This is a genomic window from Marinobacter antarcticus (assembly GCF_900142385.1).
GTDB lineage: Bacteria > Pseudomonadota > Gammaproteobacteria > Pseudomonadales > Oleiphilaceae > Marinobacter > Marinobacter antarcticus.
In genome coordinates this window covers 299,409-322,801 of sequence record NZ_FRAQ01000002.1, presented here as the reverse complement: position 1 = coordinate 322,801, position 23,393 = coordinate 299,409, and the positions used below count along the sequence as shown (strand labels likewise).

20 protein-coding genes are annotated in these 23,393 nt (G+C 55.0%); 7 read left to right on the top strand and 13 right to left on the bottom strand.

Going from position 1 to position 23,393, the window contains the following annotated elements; translation table 11 throughout:
• Window position 1: 1 nt before the first annotated feature.
• Together BUA49_RS12830 and BUA49_RS12825 are read right to left on the bottom strand one after the other, a co-directional pair.
• Window positions 2-829: a CheR family methyltransferase gene (locus tag BUA49_RS12830; protein ID WP_072798307.1), complete on the bottom strand. Its 828-nt coding sequence runs from the start codon at window positions 827-829 to the stop codon at window positions 2-4.
• A 40-nt stretch (window positions 830-869) separates the two neighbouring features.
• Window positions 870-1,799 carry a chemotaxis protein CheV gene (locus BUA49_RS12825; RefSeq protein WP_072798672.1) on the bottom strand — a complete coding sequence of 310 codons (930 nt, stop codon included), beginning with the start codon at window positions 1,797-1,799 and terminating at the stop codon, window positions 870-872.
• A 190-nt stretch (window positions 1,800-1,989) separates the two neighbouring features.
• Between BUA49_RS12825 and flgA the strand changes: the two genes are divergently transcribed.
• The 6 genes from flgA to BUA49_RS12795 all read left to right on the top strand — a co-directional run bounded on the left by flgA (window position 1,990) and on the right by BUA49_RS12795 (window position 7,021).
• Window positions 1,990-2,691: a flagellar basal body P-ring formation chaperone FlgA gene (gene flgA, locus BUA49_RS12820; RefSeq protein ID WP_072798306.1), complete on the top strand. Its 702-nt coding sequence runs from the start codon at window positions 1,990-1,992 to the stop codon at window positions 2,689-2,691.
• A gap of 211 nt (window positions 2,692-2,902) precedes the next feature.
• Window positions 2,903-3,229, top strand: coding sequence for a flagellar biosynthesis anti-sigma factor FlgM (flgM, locus tag BUA49_RS12815; RefSeq protein WP_072798305.1), 327 nt, complete (start codon window positions 2,903-2,905; stop codon window positions 3,227-3,229).
• A gap of 7 nt (window positions 3,230-3,236) precedes the next feature.
• Entirely contained in the window at window positions 3,237-3,707 is a 471-nt protein-coding gene (locus tag BUA49_RS12810; RefSeq protein WP_072798304.1) for a flagella synthesis protein FlgN, read from the top strand.
• Between the two features lie 247 nt (window positions 3,708-3,954).
• On the top strand, window positions 3,955-4,524 hold the full coding sequence (locus BUA49_RS12805) for a peptidylprolyl isomerase (protein ID WP_228704501.1): 570 nt from the start codon (window positions 3,955-3,957) through the stop codon (window positions 4,522-4,524).
• Window positions 4,525-4,540: 16 nt separating this feature from the next.
• Complete coding sequence (gene mnmC, locus BUA49_RS12800) at window positions 4,541-6,313, top strand: FAD-dependent 5-carboxymethylaminomethyl-2-thiouridine(34) oxidoreductase MnmC (RefSeq protein WP_072798301.1); 1,773 nt, start codon at window positions 4,541-4,543, stop codon at window positions 6,311-6,313.
• Window positions 6,314-6,388: 75 nt separating this feature from the next.
• Complete coding sequence (locus BUA49_RS12795) at window positions 6,389-7,021, top strand: CBS domain-containing protein (protein WP_072798291.1); 633 nt, start codon at window positions 6,389-6,391, stop codon at window positions 7,019-7,021.
• Window positions 7,022-7,173: 152 nt separating this feature from the next.
• Here the strand turns inward: BUA49_RS12795 and ligA are convergent, their stop codons facing one another.
• The 4 genes from ligA to BUA49_RS12775 form a co-directional block, all read right to left on the bottom strand.
• Window positions 7,174-9,204, bottom strand: a complete 2,031-nt coding sequence (gene ligA, locus BUA49_RS12790) for an NAD-dependent DNA ligase LigA (protein WP_072798289.1) — start codon at window positions 9,202-9,204, stop codon at window positions 7,174-7,176.
• Window positions 9,205-9,281: 77 nt separating this feature from the next.
• Window positions 9,282-10,250 carry a cell division protein ZipA gene (gene zipA / locus BUA49_RS12785; protein ID WP_072798287.1) on the bottom strand — a complete coding sequence of 323 codons (969 nt, stop codon included), beginning with the start codon at window positions 10,248-10,250 and terminating at the stop codon, window positions 9,282-9,284.
• A 147-nt stretch (window positions 10,251-10,397) separates the two neighbouring features.
• The gene (gene smc, locus BUA49_RS12780; RefSeq protein ID WP_072798286.1) at window positions 10,398-13,898 is read right to left on the bottom strand and encodes a chromosome segregation protein SMC; all 3,501 of its coding nucleotides are present in this window, start codon (window positions 13,896-13,898) and stop codon (window positions 10,398-10,400) included.
• A gap of 1 nt (window position 13,899) precedes the next feature.
• Window positions 13,900-14,583, bottom strand: a complete 684-nt coding sequence (locus BUA49_RS12775; RefSeq protein ID WP_072798284.1) for a GntR family transcriptional regulator — start codon at window positions 14,581-14,583, stop codon at window positions 13,900-13,902.
• A gap of 288 nt (window positions 14,584-14,871) precedes the next feature.
• Here BUA49_RS12775 and BUA49_RS12770 point away from each other — a divergent pair, with 288 nt between their 5' ends.
• Window positions 14,872-15,798, top strand: a complete 927-nt coding sequence (locus BUA49_RS12770; protein ID WP_072798282.1) for a GGDEF domain-containing protein — start codon at window positions 14,872-14,874, stop codon at window positions 15,796-15,798.
• Between the two features lie 29 nt (window positions 15,799-15,827).
• Here the strand turns inward: BUA49_RS12770 and rluB are convergent, their stop codons facing one another.
• The 7 genes from rluB to lpdA form a co-directional block, all read right to left on the bottom strand.
• Window positions 15,828-16,859: a 23S rRNA pseudouridine(2605) synthase RluB gene (rluB, locus tag BUA49_RS12765; protein ID WP_072798281.1), complete on the bottom strand. Its 1,032-nt coding sequence runs from the start codon at window positions 16,857-16,859 to the stop codon at window positions 15,828-15,830.
• Between the two features lie 39 nt (window positions 16,860-16,898).
• Window positions 16,899-17,540: an SMC-Scp complex subunit ScpB gene (gene scpB / locus BUA49_RS12760; protein ID WP_072798279.1), complete on the bottom strand. Its 642-nt coding sequence runs from the start codon at window positions 17,538-17,540 to the stop codon at window positions 16,899-16,901.
• Between the two features lie 46 nt (window positions 17,541-17,586).
• Window positions 17,587-18,354 carry a segregation and condensation protein A gene (locus tag BUA49_RS12755; protein ID WP_228704485.1) on the bottom strand — a complete coding sequence of 256 codons (768 nt, stop codon included), beginning with the start codon at window positions 18,352-18,354 and terminating at the stop codon, window positions 17,587-17,589.
• 16 nt (window positions 18,355-18,370) lie between these two features.
• Window positions 18,371-19,585 carry a tryptophan--tRNA ligase gene (locus BUA49_RS12750; protein WP_072798275.1) on the bottom strand — a complete coding sequence of 405 codons (1,215 nt, stop codon included), beginning with the start codon at window positions 19,583-19,585 and terminating at the stop codon, window positions 18,371-18,373.
• A 119-nt stretch (window positions 19,586-19,704) separates the two neighbouring features.
• Entirely contained in the window at window positions 19,705-20,577 is an 873-nt protein-coding gene (gene sucD, locus BUA49_RS12745; RefSeq protein WP_072798266.1) for a succinate--CoA ligase subunit alpha, read from the bottom strand.
• On the bottom strand, window positions 20,577-21,743 hold the full coding sequence (gene sucC / locus BUA49_RS12740) for an ADP-forming succinate--CoA ligase subunit beta (RefSeq protein WP_072798265.1): 1,167 nt from the start codon (window positions 21,741-21,743) through the stop codon (window positions 20,577-20,579). The genes sucD and sucC overlap by 1 nt, the downstream gene beginning before the upstream one ends.
• A gap of 196 nt (window positions 21,744-21,939) precedes the next feature.
• Window positions 21,940-23,382 (bottom strand): dihydrolipoyl dehydrogenase, encoded by a 1,443-nt coding sequence (gene lpdA / locus BUA49_RS12735; protein WP_072798263.1) that lies wholly within the window; start codon window positions 23,380-23,382, stop codon window positions 21,940-21,942.
• Between the last annotated feature and the right edge of the window lie 11 nt (window positions 23,383-23,393).

Genomic DNA, 23,393 nt, shown 5'->3' with positions numbered 1-23,393 from the left:
CTCATTTCTTCCTGTAGATGATTCCAGGCTGGCACTGCACCATCTCGTAAAGATCCGGTAGGCCGTTAAGGGATTCCGAAGCACCCAGTATCAGATAGCCACCGGGATTCAGCGTGGCATGAATGCGGGTCAGGATGTCTTTCTTCAGGTCTGCGGAGAAGTAGATCAGCACATTCCGGCACATCACTATATCAAACTTGCCCAGCATGTAGCGCTCGAGCAGGTTTAGCTCCTTGAACTCAACCATGCTTTTGATCTGTGGCCGGATCTGCCAGCCACCATTTGCAGAAGGTGTGAAGAACTGTTTCTGGCGTTCCGGCGACAGCCCACGGCCAATGGCGATCATCTCGTATTCACCGCGGCGCGCCACCTCGAGTACGCTTTTCGATATATCCGTCGCTGTAATTTTTACATCACGGAGTTTCCCGGGCTTCTGGCGCCTGAACTCATCGACGATCATACCTGCCGAGTACGGCTCCTGCCCTGTAGAGCATGCAGCCGACCAGACTCGTAAGGGCGCGAGAGAGGAGCGCGCCGCAAATTCCGGAAGCAGCTTTTCCTGCAGAATACGGAACGGATGATTGTCCCGGAACCAGAGAGTTTCGTTGGTGGTCATAGCATCTATTACCACCTCCTTGAGGCTGGCCCGCCCCGGCCTTTTCAGGCGTTCAAGTAACGCCCCAAGAGAATTCAGCCCATTCTCTTCCAGAACCCGCCGTAACCGGCTTTTCACAAGGTATTGTTTGTTGTCTCCCAACAAAATACCACACGCATCCTGCAGGAACGATTTGAAGGCTTCATATTCCTGTGGGGTAATTTCCGCTTTCATTGGCTCTCAGTTCTTAATGAATTACCGGATGAATAAAGGGTCAGCTCTGGTCGACGATTTCCATGATTCGTTCAGCGAGCTCATCAGGGCTGAATTTTGCCATAAAATCATCCGCGCCGACTTTCTGTACCATCGCTTTGTTGAATACGCCACTCAATGAGGTATGGAGCATAACAAACAGATCAGCGAGTGCGGGATCACTCTTGATCCGGGTAACCAGTGTATACCCGTCCATTTCGGGCATTTCTACATCGGAGATTATCAGTGAAAGAAGGTCCTTTGCTTTTGAGCCGTCTGCCGTAATTTCTTTGAGGTATTGGAGGGCCTGCTTACCATCATTCCGAGTTACCACTTCCATGCCAATCGCTATAAGGCAGCGCTCTATCTGGCGGCGTGCCACCGCGGAGTCATCAACTACCAGAACCGGCAGATGCCCCGAAACCCGCTCAGCGCTTTTGCTCAGAATTGCTTCGGTTACATCCTCCCGGAGAGGAGAAACCTCTGAAAGAATCTTCTCTACATCTATGATTTCAGCCAGTTTATCATCGATTTTCGTGACCGCCGTAAGGTAGATATCCTTACCAGTGCCCTTGGGGGGAGGAAGAATATCTTCCCAGTTCATGTTCATGATGCGGTCTACCGCGGTTACCAGGAACCCCTGAGTTTTGCGGTTGTACTCGGTAATAATCACAAAGCTGTTGGGCAGGTCTTCCTGAGGAATACCCGGCAGACCAATAGCCATACCCAAATCAATTATCGGGATTGTTTCGCCCCGGGTGTGGGCCACACCGCGAACTACCGCACGGCTGTTAGGTATGGAAGACAGTTTGGGGCACTGCAGCACCTCCTTAACCTTAAACACATTGATGCCGTATATCTGTCGCCCACGCAAACGGAACAGAAGAAGTTCAAGGCGATTCTGCCCGACAAGCTGCGTACGCTGGTTAACACTGTCCAATACCCCTGCCATAGCAGTCTCCTCTGGCCGGCCGGAAGCACCGGCATGCATTTTGCTGTTCTTTAGAATGAGTTGCCTGGATGACAGAATAACGTCGCCCAAAAGCGGATTAACCAGTTTAACGGCCGGAATACCGCAATCCTTAGGCATTTACATGCGTAATTTTGCCGTAATACTGACAGCATAGGACAAACCAGGACATATGCGCACCACGCTTTTAGTCTCGCTCATATTCATGTCGGCCTTGGCCACCCCTGTGCTGGCAGAAACGACTGCGGATGATATTCGCCTGGCGACCACATCATTTCTTGCTGCCTTTGGCCGCACCCAAGCCAAAGAGGGTTATAAGGTTACGTTTGAGACAGGCGGTATCGATAGCAGAATTGCCCTCGCACCTTGCTCGGCCCCTCTTGCTGTGGAATTTACCGGTGATCCCTGGAAAAGTGAGCATCCCTCTATACAGGTAGCCTGCAGCGGCGAGCGACCCTGGCGTATGTTCGTAACAACCACGGTTTCGATCAGTGGCCCCGCGCTGGTTGCAGCCCGTCCTTTCGGACGGGGTGAGCGGATAACAACCGGCATGCTTAAAACCCGTTCTGTCGTCGTTAATGCCACCCGACGAGGAATAATGACCGACGTTGACCTTATAGAAGGCATGGTTGTTCGCCGACCGGTAAATGCGGGCTCGGTTCTGACGCCGGATCTTCTTGAAGCACCTGATGCCGTTACGCGGGGCGACCATGTTATTATCACTGCCCGCAGCGGATCCTTTTCGGTTCGTTCCCGTGGCAAAGCCCTGGCTAACGCATCCATTGGCGAGCAGGTTCTGGTAGAAAACCTTGCCTCGTCTCGCACCGTAAGGGCGAACGTTACTGCACCCGGCCACGTCGAGGTGCCAATGTAGTGGTCTCTGCGACTATTGACTGGCAGATTCTTTCCGCCGGCAAAAAACTGCCACCGGATGACCGCCGTCGCAAATACCCGTCATGAATGTGACGAAATGTTAACAAAAAGCATATATCCGCCCCTAAAGTATGCCGGCATTGTGCCGTTAAGTGGATATAAACCCGAGTCAGCCCACGTATGTGCGGCTCAACTGTAAAGCAGGTAATGATATGTCAGTTGACTTAAATGGAATTGGCCAAGGCCAGGTCAACACCCAGAGAACAACGGCCGACAAGCCCGCCACCAGCCAGAATACCGGGAAAACGACCCCGGAACAGGCCAATGCCAAGGCCCAGAGTGCGCGCGGCGAGAACGTAAACCTGAGCAGTCAGGCCAAGAATCTTAAACAGCTTGAACAGAAGCTGGGAGATTATCCTGAAATGGATGATGGGCGGATTGAAGAGATTCGCTCAGCGCTCGAAAACGGCACCTATAAAGTCGATGCAGAAAAATTGGCCCAGAAAATGCTTGATATGGATAAAAGCATTTTCGGGTGAGTAAATCATGGCTGCAATTGATGATCTGAAGAATCTCCTTTCCCTGGATGTCCGCCAGCTTGAAACTCTGGCGGAGATTCTGCAAAAGGAGAAGTCCTGCCTGTCCGGTTCTGATACCAAAGTTCTCGAGACACTGACTCAGGAAAAGAACGCCGTTCTCGGAGAAATACGGGAGCGCGCAAAGCAAAAGATCCGCACACTTGTAGCAATGGGGTTCCGGCCAGACAGCGGCGACCCTTCCCGCTTTATCCGCAGCGCCGGCCTCAATGATCTTTACGCCCTCTGGCAGGAAGCTGATACAAAGCTTCGGGAATGCCACATTCTTAACGAAAACAACGGGCGGATTATTAACCATCTGCAGAAGCGCCTGACCCGGCTTACGGACATCTTCAGGGGCGCCTCCGGCCAACAGAAGCTATACGGCGCCAAGGGCCAGCAAACAACCGTATCAAGCCGCACGGTTCTTGCCAGCGCCTGATCAGCGCGCCGCACTCACCAGAGACACTCTCCGCCATACCGGCAATGAGGCCAATGCGGTCAAGCAGCGAGCTATCGTCAATTCTGCGCTGGCGTGCTTCTCGAACAATGAATCAAATCTGTTAAGATCGAAATACGATCAAGTCCATGTGATTATTGCAGGAACTCTACCTGCCGCTAACCGACTGAGAGCCCCGGAAATGACAAATTTGGTAAAACCACTGACTAACGTGATGCACGTCCTGATTATGATTCTAGGTTTGTCCTTTTTAACGCTTCAGGCCCACGCCCAGACCGACACTACTGACACGAAAGCGGCGCTGCCGAAAGTACGGATCCTGACCAGCGAAGGTGCCATTGAACTGCAACTCCGCCCGGATGTCGCTCCGAAAACGGTCGAGAACTTTCTGCAGTATGCCCGCGATGGTTATTTTGATGGCACGATTTTCCACCGGGTCATTCCGGGGTTCATGATCCAGGGCGGCGGGTTTACAGGCGACATGGTGCGCAAGGAAACTCGCACACCTATCCAAAATGAAGCCTCGCCAACCATGCCCAATCTGCGTGGTACGGTTGCCATGGCACGCACCAATGCCCCCGATTCCGCAACCTCCCAGTTTTTCATCAATATAACAAACAACGATTTCCTGAACGCTGGTGTTCGAGGAGCCGGCTACGCGGTCTTCGCAAAGGTTACGGCAGGCATGGGCGTAGTTGATACCATTGCCGGCGTGAAGACTGCGCATGTGCGGGGCATGGCTGATGTACCCGTAAATCCTGTGGTAATCGAAAGCGTTACCCTGCTGGAACAGGAATGACGGCAGGGCACTCAAAATGACTCTTTCCACTGCTCCACCAGCAATAGAGCCGGCGGAGCTAAGCTGGCACCACGGTGTTCCCGAATCCAAGCAATTCGGGGATGGCTATTTCAGCCGCAACAAAGGGCTGGAGGGATTTCGTTCCACGTTTATCGAACACAACAACTTGCCGGCGCGTTTCTCCTCAGTTCCTGAAGCAGGATCTTTCGTGGTTGCAGAGGCCGGGTTCGGCACAGGCCTTAATTTTCTTGCCACATGGCAGGCTTGGCAAACTTGGGGCCCATCCCACGCTGCGACACTTCATTTCGTCGCCTCTGAACGTTTCCCGCTGACCCCGCAAGATCTCAAAAAAGCGCTTTTGGTGTGGCCAGAGCTCGGGGAGCTAGCTGAAGAACTGGTTGCCAGCTATCCACCACTGGTTCGCGGCACCCACCGCATTGTTTTGGCTGGAGGCCGGGTTCGTCTGACACTGTTCTTTGGTGACATGCACGACGCTTGGAACACACTGCACTTTAAGGCCGATGCCTGGGTACTGAACGGTTTTGAGCCAGCTATAGCCCCTGAAACCTGGCAAAAAACCACTACCAGCGAGACCCGCCAACACAGTAAGCCAGGCACGCCTGAAGCGCCGGCACCCTCCGTGGCTGTTATTGGGGCTGGCATTGCGGGGTGCCTGCTCGCAAACAACCTCGCACGAAGAGGTTACGCCGTTACACTGATAGATTCCGCAGATGAGGTTGGCTCGGCTGCATCCGGTAACCTTCAGGGCGCCATGTACGTAAAACTCGGCGTGGAGTTTAATCACCAGACCGAACTCGCTCTCTCTGCGCTGACGTTTAGCCAGCGGTACTACGACACCTATCGCGATCAGCTTTGGCATCCGACCGGTCTGCTGCAGCTGGCCTGGAGTGACAGCGAGCAGGATCGTCAACGCCGGTTCATTGAGCGCAACCAGTACCCGGAAGACGTTTTGCGCCCAGTCACCAGACAGGAAGCCGAAGCTCTTGCAGGCGTTGGCCTCGAGAGTGGAGGGTTGTGGTTTCCAGGCAGCGGCTGGCTGGAACCAGGCAAACTTTGCAAATCACTCGCTTTGCATCCGTGCATTCACAAAGTATTTGGTTTCTCAATGGAGCAGATGGCGATCTCTGATGGTAAATGGCGTCTTTCCGGGGCTGACTCTGAAACCCCGGACATTCACGCAGATCAGGTTGTTATCTGCGCCGGGCATCTCAGCCCGCAACTGCTTCCAGGCTCGGGCACATTCCGCTTCAAGGCGATTCGTGGGCAGGTAACTCACCTGCCTGAGCCCATCATAGACAGCCCCCAGGCTGTTATCTGCGGCGCCCGCTATTTCAACCCGACCCACGACTCCCAGGGTCAACGGTTGGCGGTTATAGGTGCTACATTTGACCTTCACAGTGATGAGCCTGATCCCACGACGGAGAGTCACCGGGAGAATATCCGGGAGCTTTCAGCAATGGTGCCACAAATGCTGCCAACGGAAATGGCAACCGGTGACCTGCCAGAGCAGCTTACGGGCCGCGTCGGGTTTCGCTGCACAACTCACGATTACCAGCCTGTTGCAGGGCCATTCTTTGATGCCGAGGGGCAGGAGATGGAAGGGCTCTATCTTTTGACCGGCCTGGGCAGCAAAGGCCTCACCTATGCTCCCCTGCTCGCAGAGTTTGTCGCAGACCAGTTAACGGGGCAGCCGTCCGCCCTTCCAGTGTCTCTGGCCAGAAGGCTGGCGACCGGGCGCATGCATCAGACAAAGGTGGCGCCTTCGTAATCAATTACCGCTAATGATCCGCGCTCCTGCGCCGATACACGATCTGAAAGGTGTGTTCTCCAGAGGGTAAGGCAAGTGTCCATTTTTGTCAGCGAGCCAGGGCGTCCCGTCGGGACAAGATTGCCGGAAATATTCCGTGGGCGACGCGTGGGTGATGTCAGCGAGCTGACAGAGAGCCAGCCGATTAACCCCGGTCGCAGTGAAGCAACGGACGCCGAGTTTCAGCTAGCAGCGCGGTCGGGCCGGCATCGCGCACTGGAAGAGTACGGGGCGGCCGCCGCAGGCGAACGCAAAGACCAGCGGCCTTATCTGCCGGTCTCCTCTATCTGCTCCCCGGCACTTTACTCTATACCCGCCTCAGCTACCGTGGCAGAGGCTATCACCATGATGGACGAACATAGCGCCAATCATCTGGTAGTGACCGCAGACACTCACGTTGCCGGGCTGGTAGGACAGCAATGGCTTTTGGCCTGGCTTCACGAGCACCAGGCCGATGCAATGAGCCAGAGCCTGACCTATATCGAGTTGCCGGCGTTCCTGACCGCTTTCCCTGAAACCGATGCCCACCAGCTCGCCAGGCTTATGCTGGCACACCAGCTCAGTGCCGCTCTGGTTGTGGACGCTCAAGGCGAGGCCATTGGTGTTGTCACCAGCACAGACTACCTGCGCCTTTACGCCAGCGTTGGCGGACAGCAAGGCAGCGTTTAGGGGCCGCCAGCCAAGGATCCAGGAACTAAGGGGTCAGCAACACACCCTCAGGGCTAAACAGCAGTATCAACCGATAATCAGTAATCAGCTGGCAGTGCCGGCCACTAAAAGCTCAAGAAAACGAGGGTATCTGAGAACTGCGACGCCAGTGCTTACAACAGATCATATTCCTTCAGCATTTCCAGCAAAGCCTGCTCATCCAGCACCTGCAAACCTAGCTGTTCAGCCTTCGCCAGCTTGGAACCAGCTGCCTCACCCGCCACAACACAAGCTGTTTTTTTGGAAACACTGCCAGCCACTTTTGCGCCAAGCGCTTCCAGTTTTTCCCGGGCCTCATCCCGAGTCAGTTCTGACAAGGTGCCTGTCAGTACCCAGGTCTGGCCCTGAAGCGGCTTGGCGCCAGCGGTAATCTCCTCTTCCTGCCAATTCACGCCGGCTTCACGCAGGGCGTCGAGTGTTTCCCGGTTATGGAGTTGCTCGAAAAAGCTGCGGATATGACCGGCTACAATCGGCCCGACATCCTGTACCGCTATGAGGGACTCTTCATCAGCTTCTGCAACAGCCTCAAGCGTGCCGAAATGAGACGCCAATGATTTCGCCGTGGCCTCACCCACTTCCCGGATACCCAACGCATAAAGAAAGCGCCAGAGCACCGGCTGCCGGGAGCGATCAATGGCCGCGACCAGGTTACTGGCAGATTTTTCCCCCATGCGTTCCAGTCGTGTCAGGTCCCTGGTGGTAAGGTGATAGATATCCGCAACGGTTTTAACCATGCCCTGGTCAACCAGGATATCGACCCACTTATCCCCAAGTCCTTCAATATCCAAGGCCTTTCTGGACGCATAATGCCGGATCGCCTCTTTTCGCTGGGCGGGACAAAACAGACCGCCCGAGCAACGCGCGACCACTTCGCCTTCTATCTGGATAACATCCGAGCCGCAGACAGGGCACTGCTTGGGGAGTTCGACCGATTTAGCGTTTGCCGGGCGCTTTTCCATAACCACTTTAACAACTTTCGGAATAACGTCGCCGGCCCTGCGGATAAACACCGTGTCACCGATATGAAGGTCCAGGCGGCGGATCTCATCCATGTTATGAAGCGTGGCATTGCTTACCGTCACACCACCCACAAAGACCGGCTTGAGACGTGCAACCGGTGTAACCGCTCCCGTGCGCCCCACCTGAAACTCAACATCTTCGATAACGGTCAGCTCTTCCTGAGCGGGAAACTTTTGGGCAATGGCCCAGCGCGGCGCTCGGGAGACAAAACCCAGTTTTTCCTGTTGGTCCAGCCGATTCACCTTGAATACGATGCCATCAATCTCATACGGCAGCGCATCGCGCTTCTGCATCAGTTCTTCATAGGCCTCGAGGCATTCGCCTGCACCCAGGGCCTTACGCATCTCGGGATTAATCCGAAACCCCCAGCGTTGAACTTGTTGGAGACTCTCCCATTGCGTACCTGGCAACAGGCTTTCGTCAGTGACCGCAACGCTGTAAGCACACATTTCCAGGGGGCGCCGTGCAGTGACCGTGGACTTTTTCTGGCGCAGGCTGCCGGCTGCCGCGTTCCGGGGGTTTACGAAGGTTTTCTCACCCTGGTCTGCCAGCCGGCGGTTCAAACCCTCGAAGCCGGCTCGCGGCATGTAAACCTCGCCCCGGACTTCCACCAGATCGGGAACATCGTTGCCTCTCAACCGCAGCGGAACCGACGGAATAGTACGGATGTTTGCCGTGATATCCTCCCCGGCATAACCGTCGCCCCTGGTCGCCGCCCGCACAAGCGAACCTTGCTCGTAATGCAGGCTGACAGCCAGCCCGTCCAGCTTCGGCTCACAGACGTATTCAACGTCGTCATCGATGCCGAGCCTTTCCCTCACCCTACGGTCAAAATCACGGAGCTCGTCTTCGCTGAATGCATTGTCCAGCGACAGCATGGGCAAACGGTGGATCACCTCCTCAAAGCTGGTTTCTGCACTACTGCCTACACGCCGGGTCGGCGAATCTTCCGATGCCAATTCAGGGTATTCGATCTCAAGCTTCTGCAGCTCCCGAAACAGACGGTCATACTCCGCATCCGGAATACCGGGATCGTCGAGCACGTAATACCGGTAATTATGCTCATCAAGGGTAGAGCGCAGTTCCTCTGCCCGCGTGATAGTGTCCGGTGAAGGCTTGCTCATAAACTCGTGCTCTTGGCTGTCAAAATAATGCCCGGATAATTCCGGGCATTATTATTTCAGATCTGACTCAGGCGGGCTCAGTGCTGCGGCGATCGCTGCTTGCGCTCGAACTCGCGAATGCGCTGGCGGCAGTGCTCAATCGTTTGGGCCGTCATCACGCTACGACGTTCATCCTTAAGCTCGCCGCCAAGATTTCGAACAACGCATTGTGCAGTTTCGAGCATGAAATCAAAGGCCTGCAACGCGCTGGTCGGGCCCGGTAGACTCATGAAAAAGCTGATTCCTGGTGTCGTCATAGCAGCTACGTCGTTGGGTTTAAACGTGCCCGGCTCCACGGCATTCGCGACGCTGAACTGCACGGGGCTGATGGTGTCCTCTGCTTCATGGCGGTGATAGATTTTCATATCACCATGAACCAGGCCGCAGGCTTCAAACAGCTTCTGCAATGCGCTTCCACTAAAATCCTCTCCCTGGCGGGCGAGCACGTTGATCACAATAACCTCACGGGCTTCCGGCCGGTTAGCGCCGGCCAGCGGCTGCTCCGGACCAACGTTTCGAGGCTCACGGCGGGCCGTATCTTCTTCCACGTCGATGGTCGTTTCAGCAGACTGTTCTGGCGGAGAGAGATCGTCATCTTCCGCGCCCCAACCTGTATCAACCGTTAAATCTTCCTGCTCAATGGAGGACAGACCAGAATCTTCACCATCACTCTGAGGTGAATCGTCGGGCAAAATGTCATCTTTCAACCGAGCTTCACGAACGGGCCGTGTCGGCTTTTGTTTTATAACGCGGGAGCGCGACGGTTTTTCACGTCGCACATACCCGCGCTCTTCCAACGTATCTTTTGAAATAGTCCTCGCCCCTCCATTCGGGAGCTCAGGATTATGATTTTCATCCAGCGGAGATTCTTTCAGGTCATCAACGCCCATACCGGAAGAAATCTCAATAGACTCCTTTCGGGCGCGGCGCATGCGCCTTAAACCGTCTATAACAATGCCGATGATAACGAGGGTACCGATGGCAATTAACCATTCCCTAAGTGACATAGTGCTGCTGTCCTGTTTGCAGATCGGGTCCGGGAGCGAATGAAAAGCTCCCGCTGCTACTCTAAAAAAAGCCCGTAGTGAATACAACGCAAAGCCGCTTCACATGGCCTTTTTGTCATTCTTGGCGGATTTCTGGCCAACCAGGTTTCAGGCCTCTGCCAAAGCAGCCGCCTCTTCCACATCCACGGAAACCAGACGCGAACATCCGGGTTCGTGCATGGTAACGCCCATAAGCTGGTCCGCCATTTCCATAGCGATCTTATTATGGGTTATGTAGATAAATTGTACCTGTTTCGACATTTCTTTCACCAGATTCGCATAACGGCCGACGTTGGCGTCGTCAAGAGGCGCGTCTACCTCATCCAGCATACAGAAAGGCGCCGGGTTGAGCTGGAAAATGGAAAATACCAGAGCAATCGCGGTCAATGCCTTCTCGCCACCGGAAAGCAGGTGGATGGTGCTGTTCTTCTTGCCCGGAGGGCGCGCCATGATCGTCACGCCCGTTTCCAGAAGGTCCTCGCCCGTCAGTTCCAGATAGGCATTGCCGCCGCCAAACACTTTCGGGAACAGTGCCTGCAAGCCTCCGTTAATCTGATCAAAGGTTTCCTTAAAGCGCTGACGGGTTTCGCGATCAATCTTGCGGATCGCTGTATCAAGAATCTCCAGAGCTTCCATCAGGTCTTCGTGCTGGCTATCAAGATAGGTCTTGCGCTCACTCTGAACCTGATACTCATCAATCGCCGCAAGGTTTATGGCACCAAGGCGCTGAATGCGGCTACCGATTCTTTCAAGCTCTGCCGCCCATTCATCCTGATTTGCATCCCCAGGCAGCTGAGGCAATATGTCCTGAAGCTTTACATCCAGCTCTTCAAGCTGCTCAATATAATTCCCGGAGCGGATCTCGAGCGCCTGAGATTCCATTTTCAGCTTTTCGAGCTTTGACCGGACGTCCTGTATCCGGTGGTCCGTACCACTTCTGCCCTGCTCTTTTTCCCGCACCTCGCGATCAATTTCCTCCAGCGCATCACGGGCCGCACCCAGCTTTTCTTCCTCCGCAAGCCGGCGATCCAGCAGCCCTTCAAGCTGCATCTGAAGATCTTCCATAGGCTCTTCCGCACTTTCCCGGGATTCCCTGAGCATTTCCAGGCGTTCCTCCAGCCGCTCTTTCTGCAGCTGCATGCGGTCTATGGTCTGGCTAAGCCCGTCGCGCTGACTGCTGAGCGTCTGCATCTGAAGTTGCAGCTGATGGGCGTGATCCCGGTCGTGGCGCGCTTCCTGGCGCAGGCCATCGAGCTTTTCTCTGAGCATGTCGCGCTGCTCAAGCAGGCGCTCTTTTTCATCATCCCCGTCTTCCGTCAGGATCAGCGCCTGCTGCCATTCTTCACGGGCGACGCCGAGATTTTCCTGCTGCTCTGCCAGGTTTAGCGCTACGTCCGATACATCCTCGTGAATCCGTGCAAGTCGCGCATCAATCTGTTCGGCGCGAGCGCGAAGTCCACTAATCCTGGAGACCACCAAACCAAGCTCTCGATCTGTTTCGCTCAGCCGTGCCTGGGTATCATCCCTTGCTGTTTCTGCCCTTTCAGTGCGTTCCTGTAATGCCTCATGACGAGCCCTTACCTCTTCCAGAGACTGTTCCGCTTGCGTCAGCTGATGCGCCAGATCATCCACTTTTTTCTGGCGTTCGATAACGCCAATCTGACCGGCGTCAGAATCTGGCATCAGCACCCAGTCACGCGCAATCCAGACACCCTCACGGGTAATGATACTGCGGCCTTCTGCAAGCTCAGCTCTCAGTGACAACGCATCAACGAGGGTTTCGGCAGTATCGATTCCCGCCAGCATGGCATTTACAGAAGTCATTCCATCTACTTTGCCTGCCAGTCCCTGAGTGGGAGCTGAAGCACCGCCGCCTGTGCCAGGCTGAATAACGGCAAGGCCCTTTGGCGCTCCTTGCAAGGCCTGTGAAAACTGATCAATTTCCGGCAACAAAAGCCCCTGACTGAAGCGCCCGATCACCTGCTCCAGCGCAAATTCCCAGCCATCAAGTATGCGAAGCTGGCCGGCCACCCGGGGCAAGTTGCCCAGATTGTGTTCCGACAGCCACGCCTGCAGGGTGTCATTCTGCCCGCCCATTTGTTCATCAAGCAAAGCCTGCTGGGATTCCAACGCCGCCTGCAGGCTCTGAACCCGCTGTCGCGCATCAGCCAGACTCTGCTCTGTATCACGCTGGTTATGACGAGCATCATGGAGTTCATCCTGCACTGCTTCGATGCGCTCAGCGGCTTCCTCGCGCTGAAGCTCCAACGCCTCCTGCTGTTCCTGAAACTCCTCAAGCCCTGCCCGATCAACCTGCCCGTCCAGCTGCGCCTGCTCATCGTGAAGCTTGCTCTGGCGTGCGAGCAACTGGTCTATAGCCTCTTCCAGGGAACGGATGCGGGATTGTGCAAGCTCCGCCTCGCGGCGGGCATCTGCGGAGCGTGAGCTGAACTCTTCCCAGCGCTGCTGCCACTCGCTCATGGCGTCTTCCGCTTGCTGAAGCTTGTCACCGGATTCTTCCGAGCGGATAACCAGAGCCTCCTGCTCCGGCTCAATCATGTCGAGCTCTTCACGGATCCCGGCCAACTTGTCTTCATCCTGGTTCAGTTCCCGGGCAAGCTCTCGCTGGTTGGCCATGGCCTGATCCAGCTCTGCAGCGGTCTGTCGGCTGCGATCGCGCTGATGCTCAAGGCTTTGTTCGATGCGGGCAATATCAGCGCCAGCCTCATAATAACGGGCCTGGGCGCGGTTAAAGTGTTCAGTTCGTTCGTGGTGGCCATCCCGAAGCGATTCGAGAGACGTTTCCAGGCTAATGCGCTCTGTCAGCTGCTTTTCAAGCTCCAGCTCAGTATCGCGGATTTTGCTGCGCCAGCTTTGCAGATCGTTGTCCAGTGACTGCCAGCGCAGAACCGTGAGCTCGGCTTTTTTCTGGCGCTCATCGTGTTTGTAGGTTTTGTACTTTTCTGCTGCCGCAGCTTGCCGCTCAAGATGCTGCAACTGCCGGCCAAGTTCTTCGCGAAGATCAGTCAGGCGCTCAAGATTTTCCTGGGTGCGCCGCATCCGGTTTTCAGTTTCCCGGCGGCGTTCCTTGTATTTCGATATGCCGGCCGCTTCCTCAATGTAGGTCCGCAGCTCTTCCGGCTTGGCTTCAATCAACCTTGAGATCATGCCTTGTTCAATAATGGCATAACTCCGAGGCCCAAGGCCTGTGCCCAGAAACAGGTCGGTGATATCCCGGCGGCGGCATTTTGCGCCGTTGAGGAAGTACTCTGACTGGCCTTCACGTGAAACCCGGCGGCGCACTGAGATTTCGTTAAAGCGAACAAATTCACCGGGAGCAGAGCCGTCGCTGTTATCAAATACAAGCTCGATTGATGCCTGACCCACCGGCTTGCGGGCACTGGAACCATTGAAGATGACATCGGTCATGGATTCGCCCCGCAGATACTTGGCAGAGCTCTCTCCCATCACCCAACGGACGGCGTCGATAATGTTGGACTTTCCGCAGCCATTGGGGCCAACCACCGCCGTCAAATTCGTAGGGAACGGAACCGTAGTGGGGTCTACAAACGACTTGAACCCGGCAAGCTTGATGGACTTCAGGCGCATGTCACGCGCTCTCCTCCTCCCTGAGAATACTTAACACCTGCTGACGCTGATGTTCGCCAAAGGCTTTTATTGCCGACTGCAAACGGTCTGCATCCCCACTCACGGCAGCTTCTCCGAGACGGCTGAAGAAAACAGCCGTCTGTCCAATGCCTTCCCGAAAATTCTCAAGGGCGACAAAATAGGTGCGACTGATGGCCGGTCGAAAGTTTTCCAGAGTTTCCTCGAGAAACGGATTGTCTACTAGGCCGTAGGCGTAATGCATGACACCAAAACCCGCATCGATAACTTTCTCTGCCGCATCCGGGCCCGTGGAGTTCACAGCCTGGATGACTGCCTCAACTTCCCGGACTCGCCCCATAACGCCGCCCAGTTCATCACCCGTCCAACGTTCGATGACTTTGCGTCCGAGCATGCACAGGAGGTCGATGTAAATATCATAGAGACCGTTAACGCTGGCCACCGTCAGGCTGGAAACGACCGCGCCTCGACGCGGGAAAATCTCCACCAGATGCCGGCGCTCCAAAACCAGCAAGGCTTCACGCACCGAGCCGCGGCTGACGTTGAGGTCGCCGGAGACCTTAAGCTCCTGGATTCGACTCCCGGGCTTCAGATCCCGTGTAACGATCCGCTGCCCCAAATGCTGGGCGATCTGTTCGGAGAGACTCTCTGGGGCCTGAAACGTCATACGGAATATTGCTCACTTCTGAAAAAGGCGCGGATATAAGATCGGGAGTTTAACACAGGGACTCTTCATCCCCATCCCCCTTGAAGGGCATTTTGCGCCTGTGTGTGCATCCGCAGGAAGAAGCTTGCCGGGTTTTTGACGCTTTGCCCGACACTTGCCAAAAGTCCCATTAAAATGCTTTAGAGATAAACTATATAAATCTGATTTATATGAAAAAAAATAAACAGGCACGATCGATGCTTGAAACGTTAAAACGCATGGATAAATTCTGCCAGAGAGTGAGCCGTAGTGAAAAACATACCGTCGATACAGCGAACCACCACTCAGCCAAAAGATCTGGTGGCATTGAGGCAGGCGTACCAAGGCTGGTCAAACACTCCCGACCCCCTCACAAGACTTACGCGCCGCCTTTCCACGACTCTTTCTCTGGAAACTCAGCTTGGTATTCTGGCCGAGGAGATGGGCAGTATCATTCCGTTTGATGCCCTGAGCTACCGGCACCAGATCGCACGCCGTGATTTCGTATACGCAACCGGGATGGGAGGGCCTCACCGCTGTGAATACCGGCTTGGTCTCGAAGGCGTGTGCTACGGAACGCTGACCCTGAACCGCAGGCATAAATTTTCGGATGAGGAACTGCAGGGCGTTGAAATGATCATCAGTGCGGCCATCTGCCCGCTCCGCAATGCCTGCCAGTTTATTGCGATTGAGCAGGCAGCGCTGACCGATGCGCTTACGTCGATTCCCAACAAACGCGCCCTGGACGAACACCTTCAGCGCGCAAGCCTGCTTGCTGAACGTCACGCCGAAGAGTACTCCCTGATTCTCTGCGATCTGGATCATTTCAAAGAGGTAAATGATCAGCACGGGCATGTGGTGGGCGATCACCTGCTGCGATTGACCGCTGGGGCACTGGAAACTGCTATCAGAAACTCAGACAGCGTTTACCGGTTTGGTGGAGAAGAGTTCGCCATTCTGCTGCCCCACACGGGCGAGCAGGAAGCACGGGATGTAGCAGACCGCGTACGCAGCGCTGTTGCAAATCTTCGGATAGACTGCGGAGGCACCGAGCTGTCTGTAACGATCAGCTGCGGTGTTGCCCGATATATGCCGCCAGAAGGCGCGGAACAATGGATAACCCGCGCCGACGAGGCTCTTTACAGAGCTAAGGATCAGGGCCGGAACTGCACCCGCGTGTTTGCCACCATTCGCTGAACTGCCCGGCTCAGAATCAACACACGGCCTTACCTGCCCGACTTACCGGCACTTCCGGAATGGGCTTTACGAGGCCTGCCAGATCCTGTCTTCGGCTTACCCGCCCCGCCTCGGGACTTATCAGAGCCCCCATTGCGAGTCGGTTTGGTATCGCTGACATCCCAGCGCCGACTTCCGGTTTTTTTGCCACCACTCCCCGGGCTCTTTCTTCTCTGCCGGTCATGGACAGCCTGCTCATCCGGGGTTTTCTGCGGAATATCAACAGGGGCAAGGCCGACAGATCCGCTTAGAGCATCCACCGCTTTCTGATCCAACTCTTCCCATTTGCCAAGTATCAGCCTGCTGGGCAGAAAAATCGGCCCATAACGTACACGCTTCAAACGACTTACGCGCACCCCCTGGGACTCCCACAAGCGCCGAACCTCACGGTTACGACCTTCCAGAAGCGTAACGTGGAACCAACGGTTGATTCCGCTGCCGCCCGCGGGGCTTAAATCACTGAATTTGGCAATACCGTCTTCAAGAAGGACACCCGCCATCAGTCGCTCGATCATGGCGTCATCAACCTCGCCAAAAACCCGGACTGCGTATTCCCGGTCAATCTCACTTGAGGGGTGCATCAGGCGATTAGCAAGCTCACCGTCGGTGGTGAACAACACAAGCCCGGTGGTATTGATATCCAGGCGCCCTATGGATATCCAGCGGTTATCCTTGAGCCTGGGCAGGCGGTCGAATACCGTAGGCCGGCCCTCGGGATCCTTCCGGGTAGTCACCTCGCCTTCCGGCTTGTTATAGATAAGCACCCGGCGCACATTGCCAGCCGCGGCCGCGACCTCCAACCGCTTCTCGTCCAGCTCGAAACGATCATCCGCGGTTGCCTTCTGGCCCGGCACTGCGGCCTCACCATTGACAGTCAGGCGCCCAGTTTCCATCCAGCCTTCGATTTCCCGACGCGAGCCGATACCAGCACGGGAAAGAAGCTTCTGGATCCGCTCCGGGCCTTCGTTAGTAGCCGTATCTGCGGCCGGTTTTGCCTTTCTTCCGGGGCGTTCTGACGCCATGAACATAATCCTTAATCGCTGACTGACACCCGAATGGTATCAGTGAAATGTCTCACCCGGAGGATTATCCTCGGCGGGCTGTGCCGGAGCTGAATCAAACTTGATCTCGGCCTGAATACTTTTTTCAATTTCCCTGCCTATTTCTTCCAGATCCCGGATCTCGGACAAAGGTGGCATCTGATCCAGGCCAGAAAGATTGAAATAATCCAAAAACTGCCGGGTCGTCGCATACATGGCAGGTCGACCCGGAACATCCCGATAGCCCACAACGCGAACCCACTCTCGCTCAAGTAATGTGCGAATGATATTGCTGCTTACCGTAACACCCCGGATGTCTTCAATCTCCCCGCGGGTGATGGGCTGACGGTAAGCAATAAGGGCAAGCGTTTCCAGCAGGGCCCGGGAATAGCGCGGAGGCTTTTCCTCAAAAAGCCGACTGACCCAGGGAGCAAACTCCTCACGAACCTGAAGCCGATAGCCGCTGGCCACTTTACGAAGCTCAAACCCCCGGCCCTTGCACGCACCGTCAAGGAGCATCATGACATGCTCCATAACCTGCCGGGCCGGGCGCTCATCTTCCGTAAACAGTGCTCGTAACTGGTCAAGGGACAGAGGCTTGCCCGCTGCCAGAAGCGCGGCTTCGGCAATCGCCTGGATTTTGGAAAGTTGTTCTTCATTCATGATCGCTATCCGTTCTTCGGTGCGCCGTTTTCCGCTGCGGAATGATCTAGCGGGCAGCCCGGGCGCGCACGTGAATCGAACCCAGCACTTCTGTCTGCACCACTTCAATCAGCTGCTCTTTCACCAATTCCAGCGTTGCCAAAAACGTAACCACCACACCGAGCCTTCCTTCTTCTACGGTAAACAGGCTCTGGAAGGTAACAAACTGATCATCCTGCAACACCGACAGAATGGCAGACATGCGCTCCCGGGTGGAGAGCTTCTCTTTTTCCACATGATGACTGGTGAAAAGGTCGGCTCGTGCCAGTACACCCCGAAGAGCATGAAGCATATCCCGAAGATCGACATCGGGATGCTGTTGAGTGGACGGCAACTGCGGCAGCGCTGCTGATGCAGAAAAACTGTCACGCTCCATACGCGGCAATGCGTCGATATCCTCAGCGGCCTGCTTGAAACGTTCGTACTGTTGCAGCCGGCGAATCAGTTCAGCCCTTGGGTCCAACTCTTCTTCTTCATCGCTTTCGTGCCTCGGCAACAACATGCGGGATTTTATTTCCGCCAGAGTAGCCGCCATCACCAGGTATTCTGCAGCCAACTCGAAGCGCATAGCTTCCACGGCTCCGATATAGTCCATGTATTGCCGGGTTATTTCGCTCACGTCTATATCCAGAATATCCATATTCTGGCGACGGATGAGGTAAAGCAAAAGATCGAGCGGCCCTTCAAAGGCTTCCAGAAATACCGCAAGGGCATCCGGCGGAATATACAGATCTTTGGGAAGATCAATCAGCGTCTTCCCTGACACCCGCGCCAATGGGGCCTGCTCTGGCTTAGCGATAGCTCAGGCCCATTGCTGCGCGGACTTCTTCAAGCGTGTCACGGGCTGCGTCCCGGGCATGTTCACGCCCTTCCTGCAGAATCGAATGCACAAGATCTGCATTGCCTTCGTACTCAAGAGCCCTCTCACGCAGGGGGCGCTGCTCTTCTACAATCGAATCAATCAGCGGCTTTTTGCAGTCAAGGCAGCCGATACCCGCGCTGCGACAACCCGTCTGGACCCACTCTTTTGTTTCTGCATCCGAGTAGACTTTATGCAGGCCCCATACCGGACACTTCTCTGGCTCGCCAGGGTCTGTACGCCGAACACGCTGAGGATCGGTCTGCATGGTACGGACCTTCTGTGCCACGCTGTCCGGCTCTTCCCGCAGGCCAATAAAATTGTTATAGGACTTGGACATTTTCTGCCCGTCCAGCCCGGGCATTTTGGATTCTGGCGTCAACAGAGGCTGCGGCTCTGGAAGAATCACCTTGCCGCCGCCTTCAATGTATCCATACAAGCGTTCACGATCACCAATGGAAGTATTCTGTTGCTCCATCAGTAAAGCGCGAGCTGTATCCAGAGCCTCCATATCGCCCTCTTCCTGGTATCTCTTTTTGAGACTGCGATAGAGTTTGGCGTTTTTCTTGCCCATCTTGACGATGGCCGCCTCCGCCTGTTCTTCAAATCCGGGTTCGCGGCCGTATATATGATTAAAGCGGCGAGCTATCTCACGAGTGATTTCAACGTGGGATACCTGGTCTGCACCAACAGGCACCTTACCCGCACGGTACATTAGTATGTCGGCGGTTTGCAGCAACGGGTAGCCCAGAAACCCGTAGGTGGCCAGGTCCTTTTCCCGCAGCTTTTCCTGTTGATCCTTGTACGTCGGGATACGTTCCAGCCAGCCCAGAGGCGTAATCATGGATAACAACAGGTGCAATTCCGCATGCTCGGGCACCTGTGACTGGATAAACATGGTGGATGAACCAGGGTTTACCCCGGCGGCCAGCCAGTCGATCACCATATCCCAGACACTTTGTTCGATGCCGGAAGGGTCATCGTATTGCGTAGTCAGGGCATGCCAGTCGGCAATAAAGAAGAAGCACTCAAATTCGTGCTGGAGTTTCACCCAGTTTTTCAGCACACCGTGGTAATGACCAAGATGAAGCTTGCCGGTCGGACGCATACCGGACAAAACCCTTTGCTGGGAATCTACAGAACTCAAAGCACAAACTCCTTCTTTTGAATGGTATTCGCCCATAGTAGATCAGACGGCCCGGCATTATAAATAAAAAACCCCCGCTCTGCAGAACAGAAACGGGGGTTTTAGTGAAAGAAGCCAGCTTACCAGCCAGTTACTTCCTTCAGCGCCTTGCCAATCTCGGCCAGACTGCGCACGGTTTTAACACCAGCGTCATTCAAGGCCGCGAACTTCTCGTCCGCCGTACCCTTGCCGCCAGAGATTATGGCGCCGGCGTGGCCCATACGCTTGCCCGGAGGTGCTGTTACACCGGCAATGTAGGAAACCACCGGCTTGGTGACGTTATCCTTGATGAAGGCTGCCGCTTCTTCTTCAGCGGTACCACCAATCTCACCAATCATCACGATAGCTTCTGTCTGCGGGTCGTCCTGCAGCAATTTGAGAATATCAATGAAGTTGGAACCCGGGATCGGGTCACCACCAATGCCCACACAAGTGGACTGGCCGAAGCCAAAATCAGTGGTCTGCTTGACCGCTTCGTAAGTCAGGGTGCCGGAACGGGATACGATACCGACCTTGCCTGGCTTGTGAATGTGACCCGGCATGATACCAATCTTGCACTCTCCCGGAGTGATAACGCCCGGGCAGTTAGGACCAATCATGCGCACGCCTTTACGATCAACGTATTCTTTGGCGTACAGCATGTCGATGGTTGGAATGCCTTCGGTGATGCAGACAATCAGTTCAAGGCCCGCATCTGCCGCTTCAATGATGGCGTCTTTACAGAACGGAGCCGGAACATAGATCACGGTAGCCTGAGCACCGGTTTTTTCCACAGCTTCACGTACGGTGTTGAATACCGGCAGACCCAGATGTTCAGTACCGCCTTTCCCCGGGCTAACGCCGCCAACCATCTTGGTGCCATACTCGATGGCCTGCTCAGAGTGGAATGTACCCTGCGCGCCGGTAAAGCCCTGGCAGATTACCTTGGTGTCTTTATTAATCAGGATGCTCATTATTTACCCCCTGCGGCTTTAACGACTTGCTCTGCAGCATCCGCCAGACTAGTGGCGGCGATAATGTTAAGGCCACTTTCGGCGAGTACCTTGGTGCCCTTCTCCGCGTTGTTACCTTCGAGGCGCACAACCACAGGAACCTTGACGCCCACTTCCTTAACGGCACCAATAATACCCTCGGCGATCATATCGCAACGAACGATGCCACCAAAGATGTTCACCAGAACGGCCTGCACGTTGTCGTCAGACAAAATGATCTTGAACGCTTCGGATACGCGCTCTTTAGTCGCTCCGCCGCCAACGTCCAGGAAGTTGGCCGGGCGGCCACCAGAAAGCTTGATGATGTCCATGGTACCCATGGCCAGACCAGCGCCGTTAACCATGCAGCCAATGTTGCCTTCAAGCGCAACATAGTTCAGTTCCCAGGCTGCGGCTTCCGCTTCGCGAGCGTCTTCCTGCGAAGGATCACGCATGGCCTGAAGCTTCTTCTGGCGGTAGAGTGCGTTGCCGTCGACGCCAATCTTGGCATCCAGGCAGTGCAGGTCACCGGCCGGAGTGATAACCAGCGGGTTGATTTCCATCAGTGCCAGATCGTAGTCTTCAAACAACTTCGCCAGGCCCATAAAGATCTTGGCGAATTGCCCAATCTGCTTGCCTTCCAGGCCAAGCTTGAACGCCAGTTCGCGACCCTGGTATGGCTGTGCGCCAACCAGCGGATCGATTTCAGCTTTCAGGATTTTTTCCGGAGTTTCTTCCGCAACCGTTTCAATTTCAACACCACCTTCGGTGGAAGCCATGAATACGATACGGCGAGTGCCACGGTCTACAACCGCACCCAGATACAACTCCTGATCGATATCTGTCAGGGATTCAACCAGAATTTTGCTGACCGGCTGGCCGTGCTCGTCGGTCTGGAAGGTAACCAGATTCTTACCCAACCACTTTTCTGCAAACGCGCGGATGTCGTCGGTATTCTTGACCAGCTTTACGCCGCCGGCTTTACCACGGCCGCCAGCATGAACCTGAGCCTTGACAACCCAGCTGTCGCCGCCAATCTTTTTTGCAGCTGCTACAGCTTCGTCCGGGGTATCGCAGGCGATGCCCTGTGATACCGGCAAGCCATATTCAGCGAAAAGCTGTTTGCCCTGATATTCGTGCAAATTCATAGTTAGTGTCCCGCTTTTTGATGAAGGATAACCACGTACGGAAAGTGAACCCGCGACTCCCCATCCGGAGAGTCTTCACTGCGAATTCGGTTCGACGAGAAGGGGGTCACCTCTGCTCGCCATGATCGCAACAGGAAATCAGCTGTTTTTATGGTAAAGGGGCGCCATCACGGGCGCCCCTGCTTCCTGGTCTGCGTTACTTCTTTTTGCGACGGTTCGCGATATGAATCGCGCCATCGTTAACGGCCAGCGCTGCCTCATGCACAGACTCGGACAGAGTCGGATGTGCAAAACAGGTCAGGGCCAGATCTTCTGCACTGGAGCCAAACTCCATGGCAATAACGCCCTGAGCAACGATCTCCGATGCTTGCGGACCTATGACATGGAAGCCCAGAATCCGGTCAGTCTTCTCGTCGGCGATTATTTTCACCATGCCAGAAGCAGAGTTTGCCGCCATCGCACGACCGTTAGCCGCAAACGGGAAGGTACCAACCTTATAGGCTTCACCATCACTCTTGAGCTGCTCTTCCGTTTTACCAACCCACGCCACTTCCGGCGATGTGTAGATAACATTTGGAATGCAGTCATAGTTTACCTGAGGCTTATGGCCGGCAATACGCTCCGCCACCATAACGCCCTCTTCCGAAGCTTTGTGCGCCAACATCGGACCACGTACCACATCGCCCACGGCCCAGACACCTGGGGCGTCGGTTTTGCACTTTTCATCAACAAAGATGAAGCCACGCTCATCCATGTTAACGCCAGAATCTGCTGCAAGAAGATTATCCGTGTATGGCCGACGGCCAACAGCAACAATCAGCTTGTCGACTTTCAGTTCCTGCTTACCCTTGCTGTCTTCGTAGTTCACATAGACCAGCTTGCGCTTGACCTCGGCGCCAGTTACCCGACCGCCCATTACGATATCCAGACCCTGCTTACGGAACTGTTTCAGCGCATCCTTGGCAATCTGCTGATCAACTGCAGGCAGGAAGGTGTCCTGAGCTTCCAGTACGGTGACTTCGGAACCCAGCCGCGCCCAAACGCTGCCCAGCTCAAGTCCGATAACACCGGCACCGATAATGCCAAGCCGCTTGGGAACTTCATCAAATTCCAGCGCGCCTTCAGAGTCCACAATATAACCTTCCGTCATCGGAGCGGGCGGAATATCAATGGGTTTGGAACCAGTGGCGATAATGACGTTTTCAGCTTCGTAGGTGGTTGTCTTGCCGTCATTGTCCGTGACTTCAACCTGACGATTAGCAAGTAGTTTGCCGTGGCCATGAATGGCTGTTACACCATTGGATTTAAACAGCCCTGCGATACCGCCAGTCAACTGTTTAACGATGCCACTCTTGCGCTCCATCATCTTGGCGATGTCGATTTTGACATCCTTGGCAATGATGCCCTGCATTTCGTAACCGTGACTCGCTTCCTCAAACTTGTGGGAAATTTCCAGCAATGCCTTGGAAGGAATACAACCCACGTTCAGGCAGGTGCCACCAAGCACCTGGCTTTTGCCATCTTTAGAGTTCCACGACTCGACACACGCAGTCTTAAGGCCGAGCTGAGCGGCTTTTATGGCGGCAACATAGCCACCGGGGCCGGCGCCAATGACGATTACGTCGTACTTATCAGACATAGTTAATCCTG

Coding starts and splice junctions, on each gene's coding strand:
- BUA49_RS12830 (WP_072798307.1), bottom strand. CDS start 829: ATGAAAGCGGAAATTACCCCACAGGAATATGAAGCCTTCAAATCGTTC.
- BUA49_RS12825 (WP_072798672.1), bottom strand. CDS start 1,799: ATGGCAGGGGTATTGGACAGTGTTAACCAGCGTACGCAGCTTGTCGGG.
- flgA (WP_072798306.1), top strand. CDS start 1,990: ATGCGCACCACGCTTTTAGTCTCGCTCATATTCATGTCGGCCTTGGCC.
- flgM (WP_072798305.1), top strand. CDS start 2,903: ATGTCAGTTGACTTAAATGGAATTGGCCAAGGCCAGGTCAACACCCAG.
- BUA49_RS12810 (WP_072798304.1), top strand. CDS start 3,237: ATGGCTGCAATTGATGATCTGAAGAATCTCCTTTCCCTGGATGTCCGC.
- BUA49_RS12805 (WP_228704501.1), top strand. CDS start 3,955: ATGATTCTAGGTTTGTCCTTTTTAACGCTTCAGGCCCACGCCCAGACC.
- mnmC (WP_072798301.1), top strand. CDS start 4,541: ATGACTCTTTCCACTGCTCCACCAGCAATAGAGCCGGCGGAGCTAAGC.
- ligA (WP_072798289.1), bottom strand. CDS start 9,204: ATGAGCAAGCCTTCACCGGACACTATCACGCGGGCAGAGGAACTGCGC.
- zipA (WP_072798287.1), bottom strand. CDS start 10,250: ATGTCACTTAGGGAATGGTTAATTGCCATCGGTACCCTCGTTATCATC.
- smc (WP_072798286.1), bottom strand. CDS start 13,898: ATGCGCCTGAAGTCCATCAAGCTTGCCGGGTTCAAGTCGTTTGTAGAC.
- BUA49_RS12775 (WP_072798284.1), bottom strand. CDS start 14,583: ATGACGTTTCAGGCCCCAGAGAGTCTCTCCGAACAGATCGCCCAGCAT.
- rluB (WP_072798281.1), bottom strand. CDS start 16,859: ATGGCGTCAGAACGCCCCGGAAGAAAGGCAAAACCGGCCGCAGATACG.
- scpB (WP_072798279.1), bottom strand. CDS start 17,540: ATGAATGAAGAACAACTTTCCAAAATCCAGGCGATTGCCGAAGCCGCG.
- sucD (WP_072798266.1), bottom strand. CDS start 20,577: ATGAGCATCCTGATTAATAAAGACACCAAGGTAATCTGCCAGGGCTTT.
- sucC (WP_072798265.1), bottom strand. CDS start 21,743: ATGAATTTGCACGAATATCAGGGCAAACAGCTTTTCGCTGAATATGGC.
- lpdA (WP_072798263.1), bottom strand. CDS start 23,382: ATGTCTGATAAGTACGACGTAATCGTCATTGGCGCCGGCCCCGGTGGC.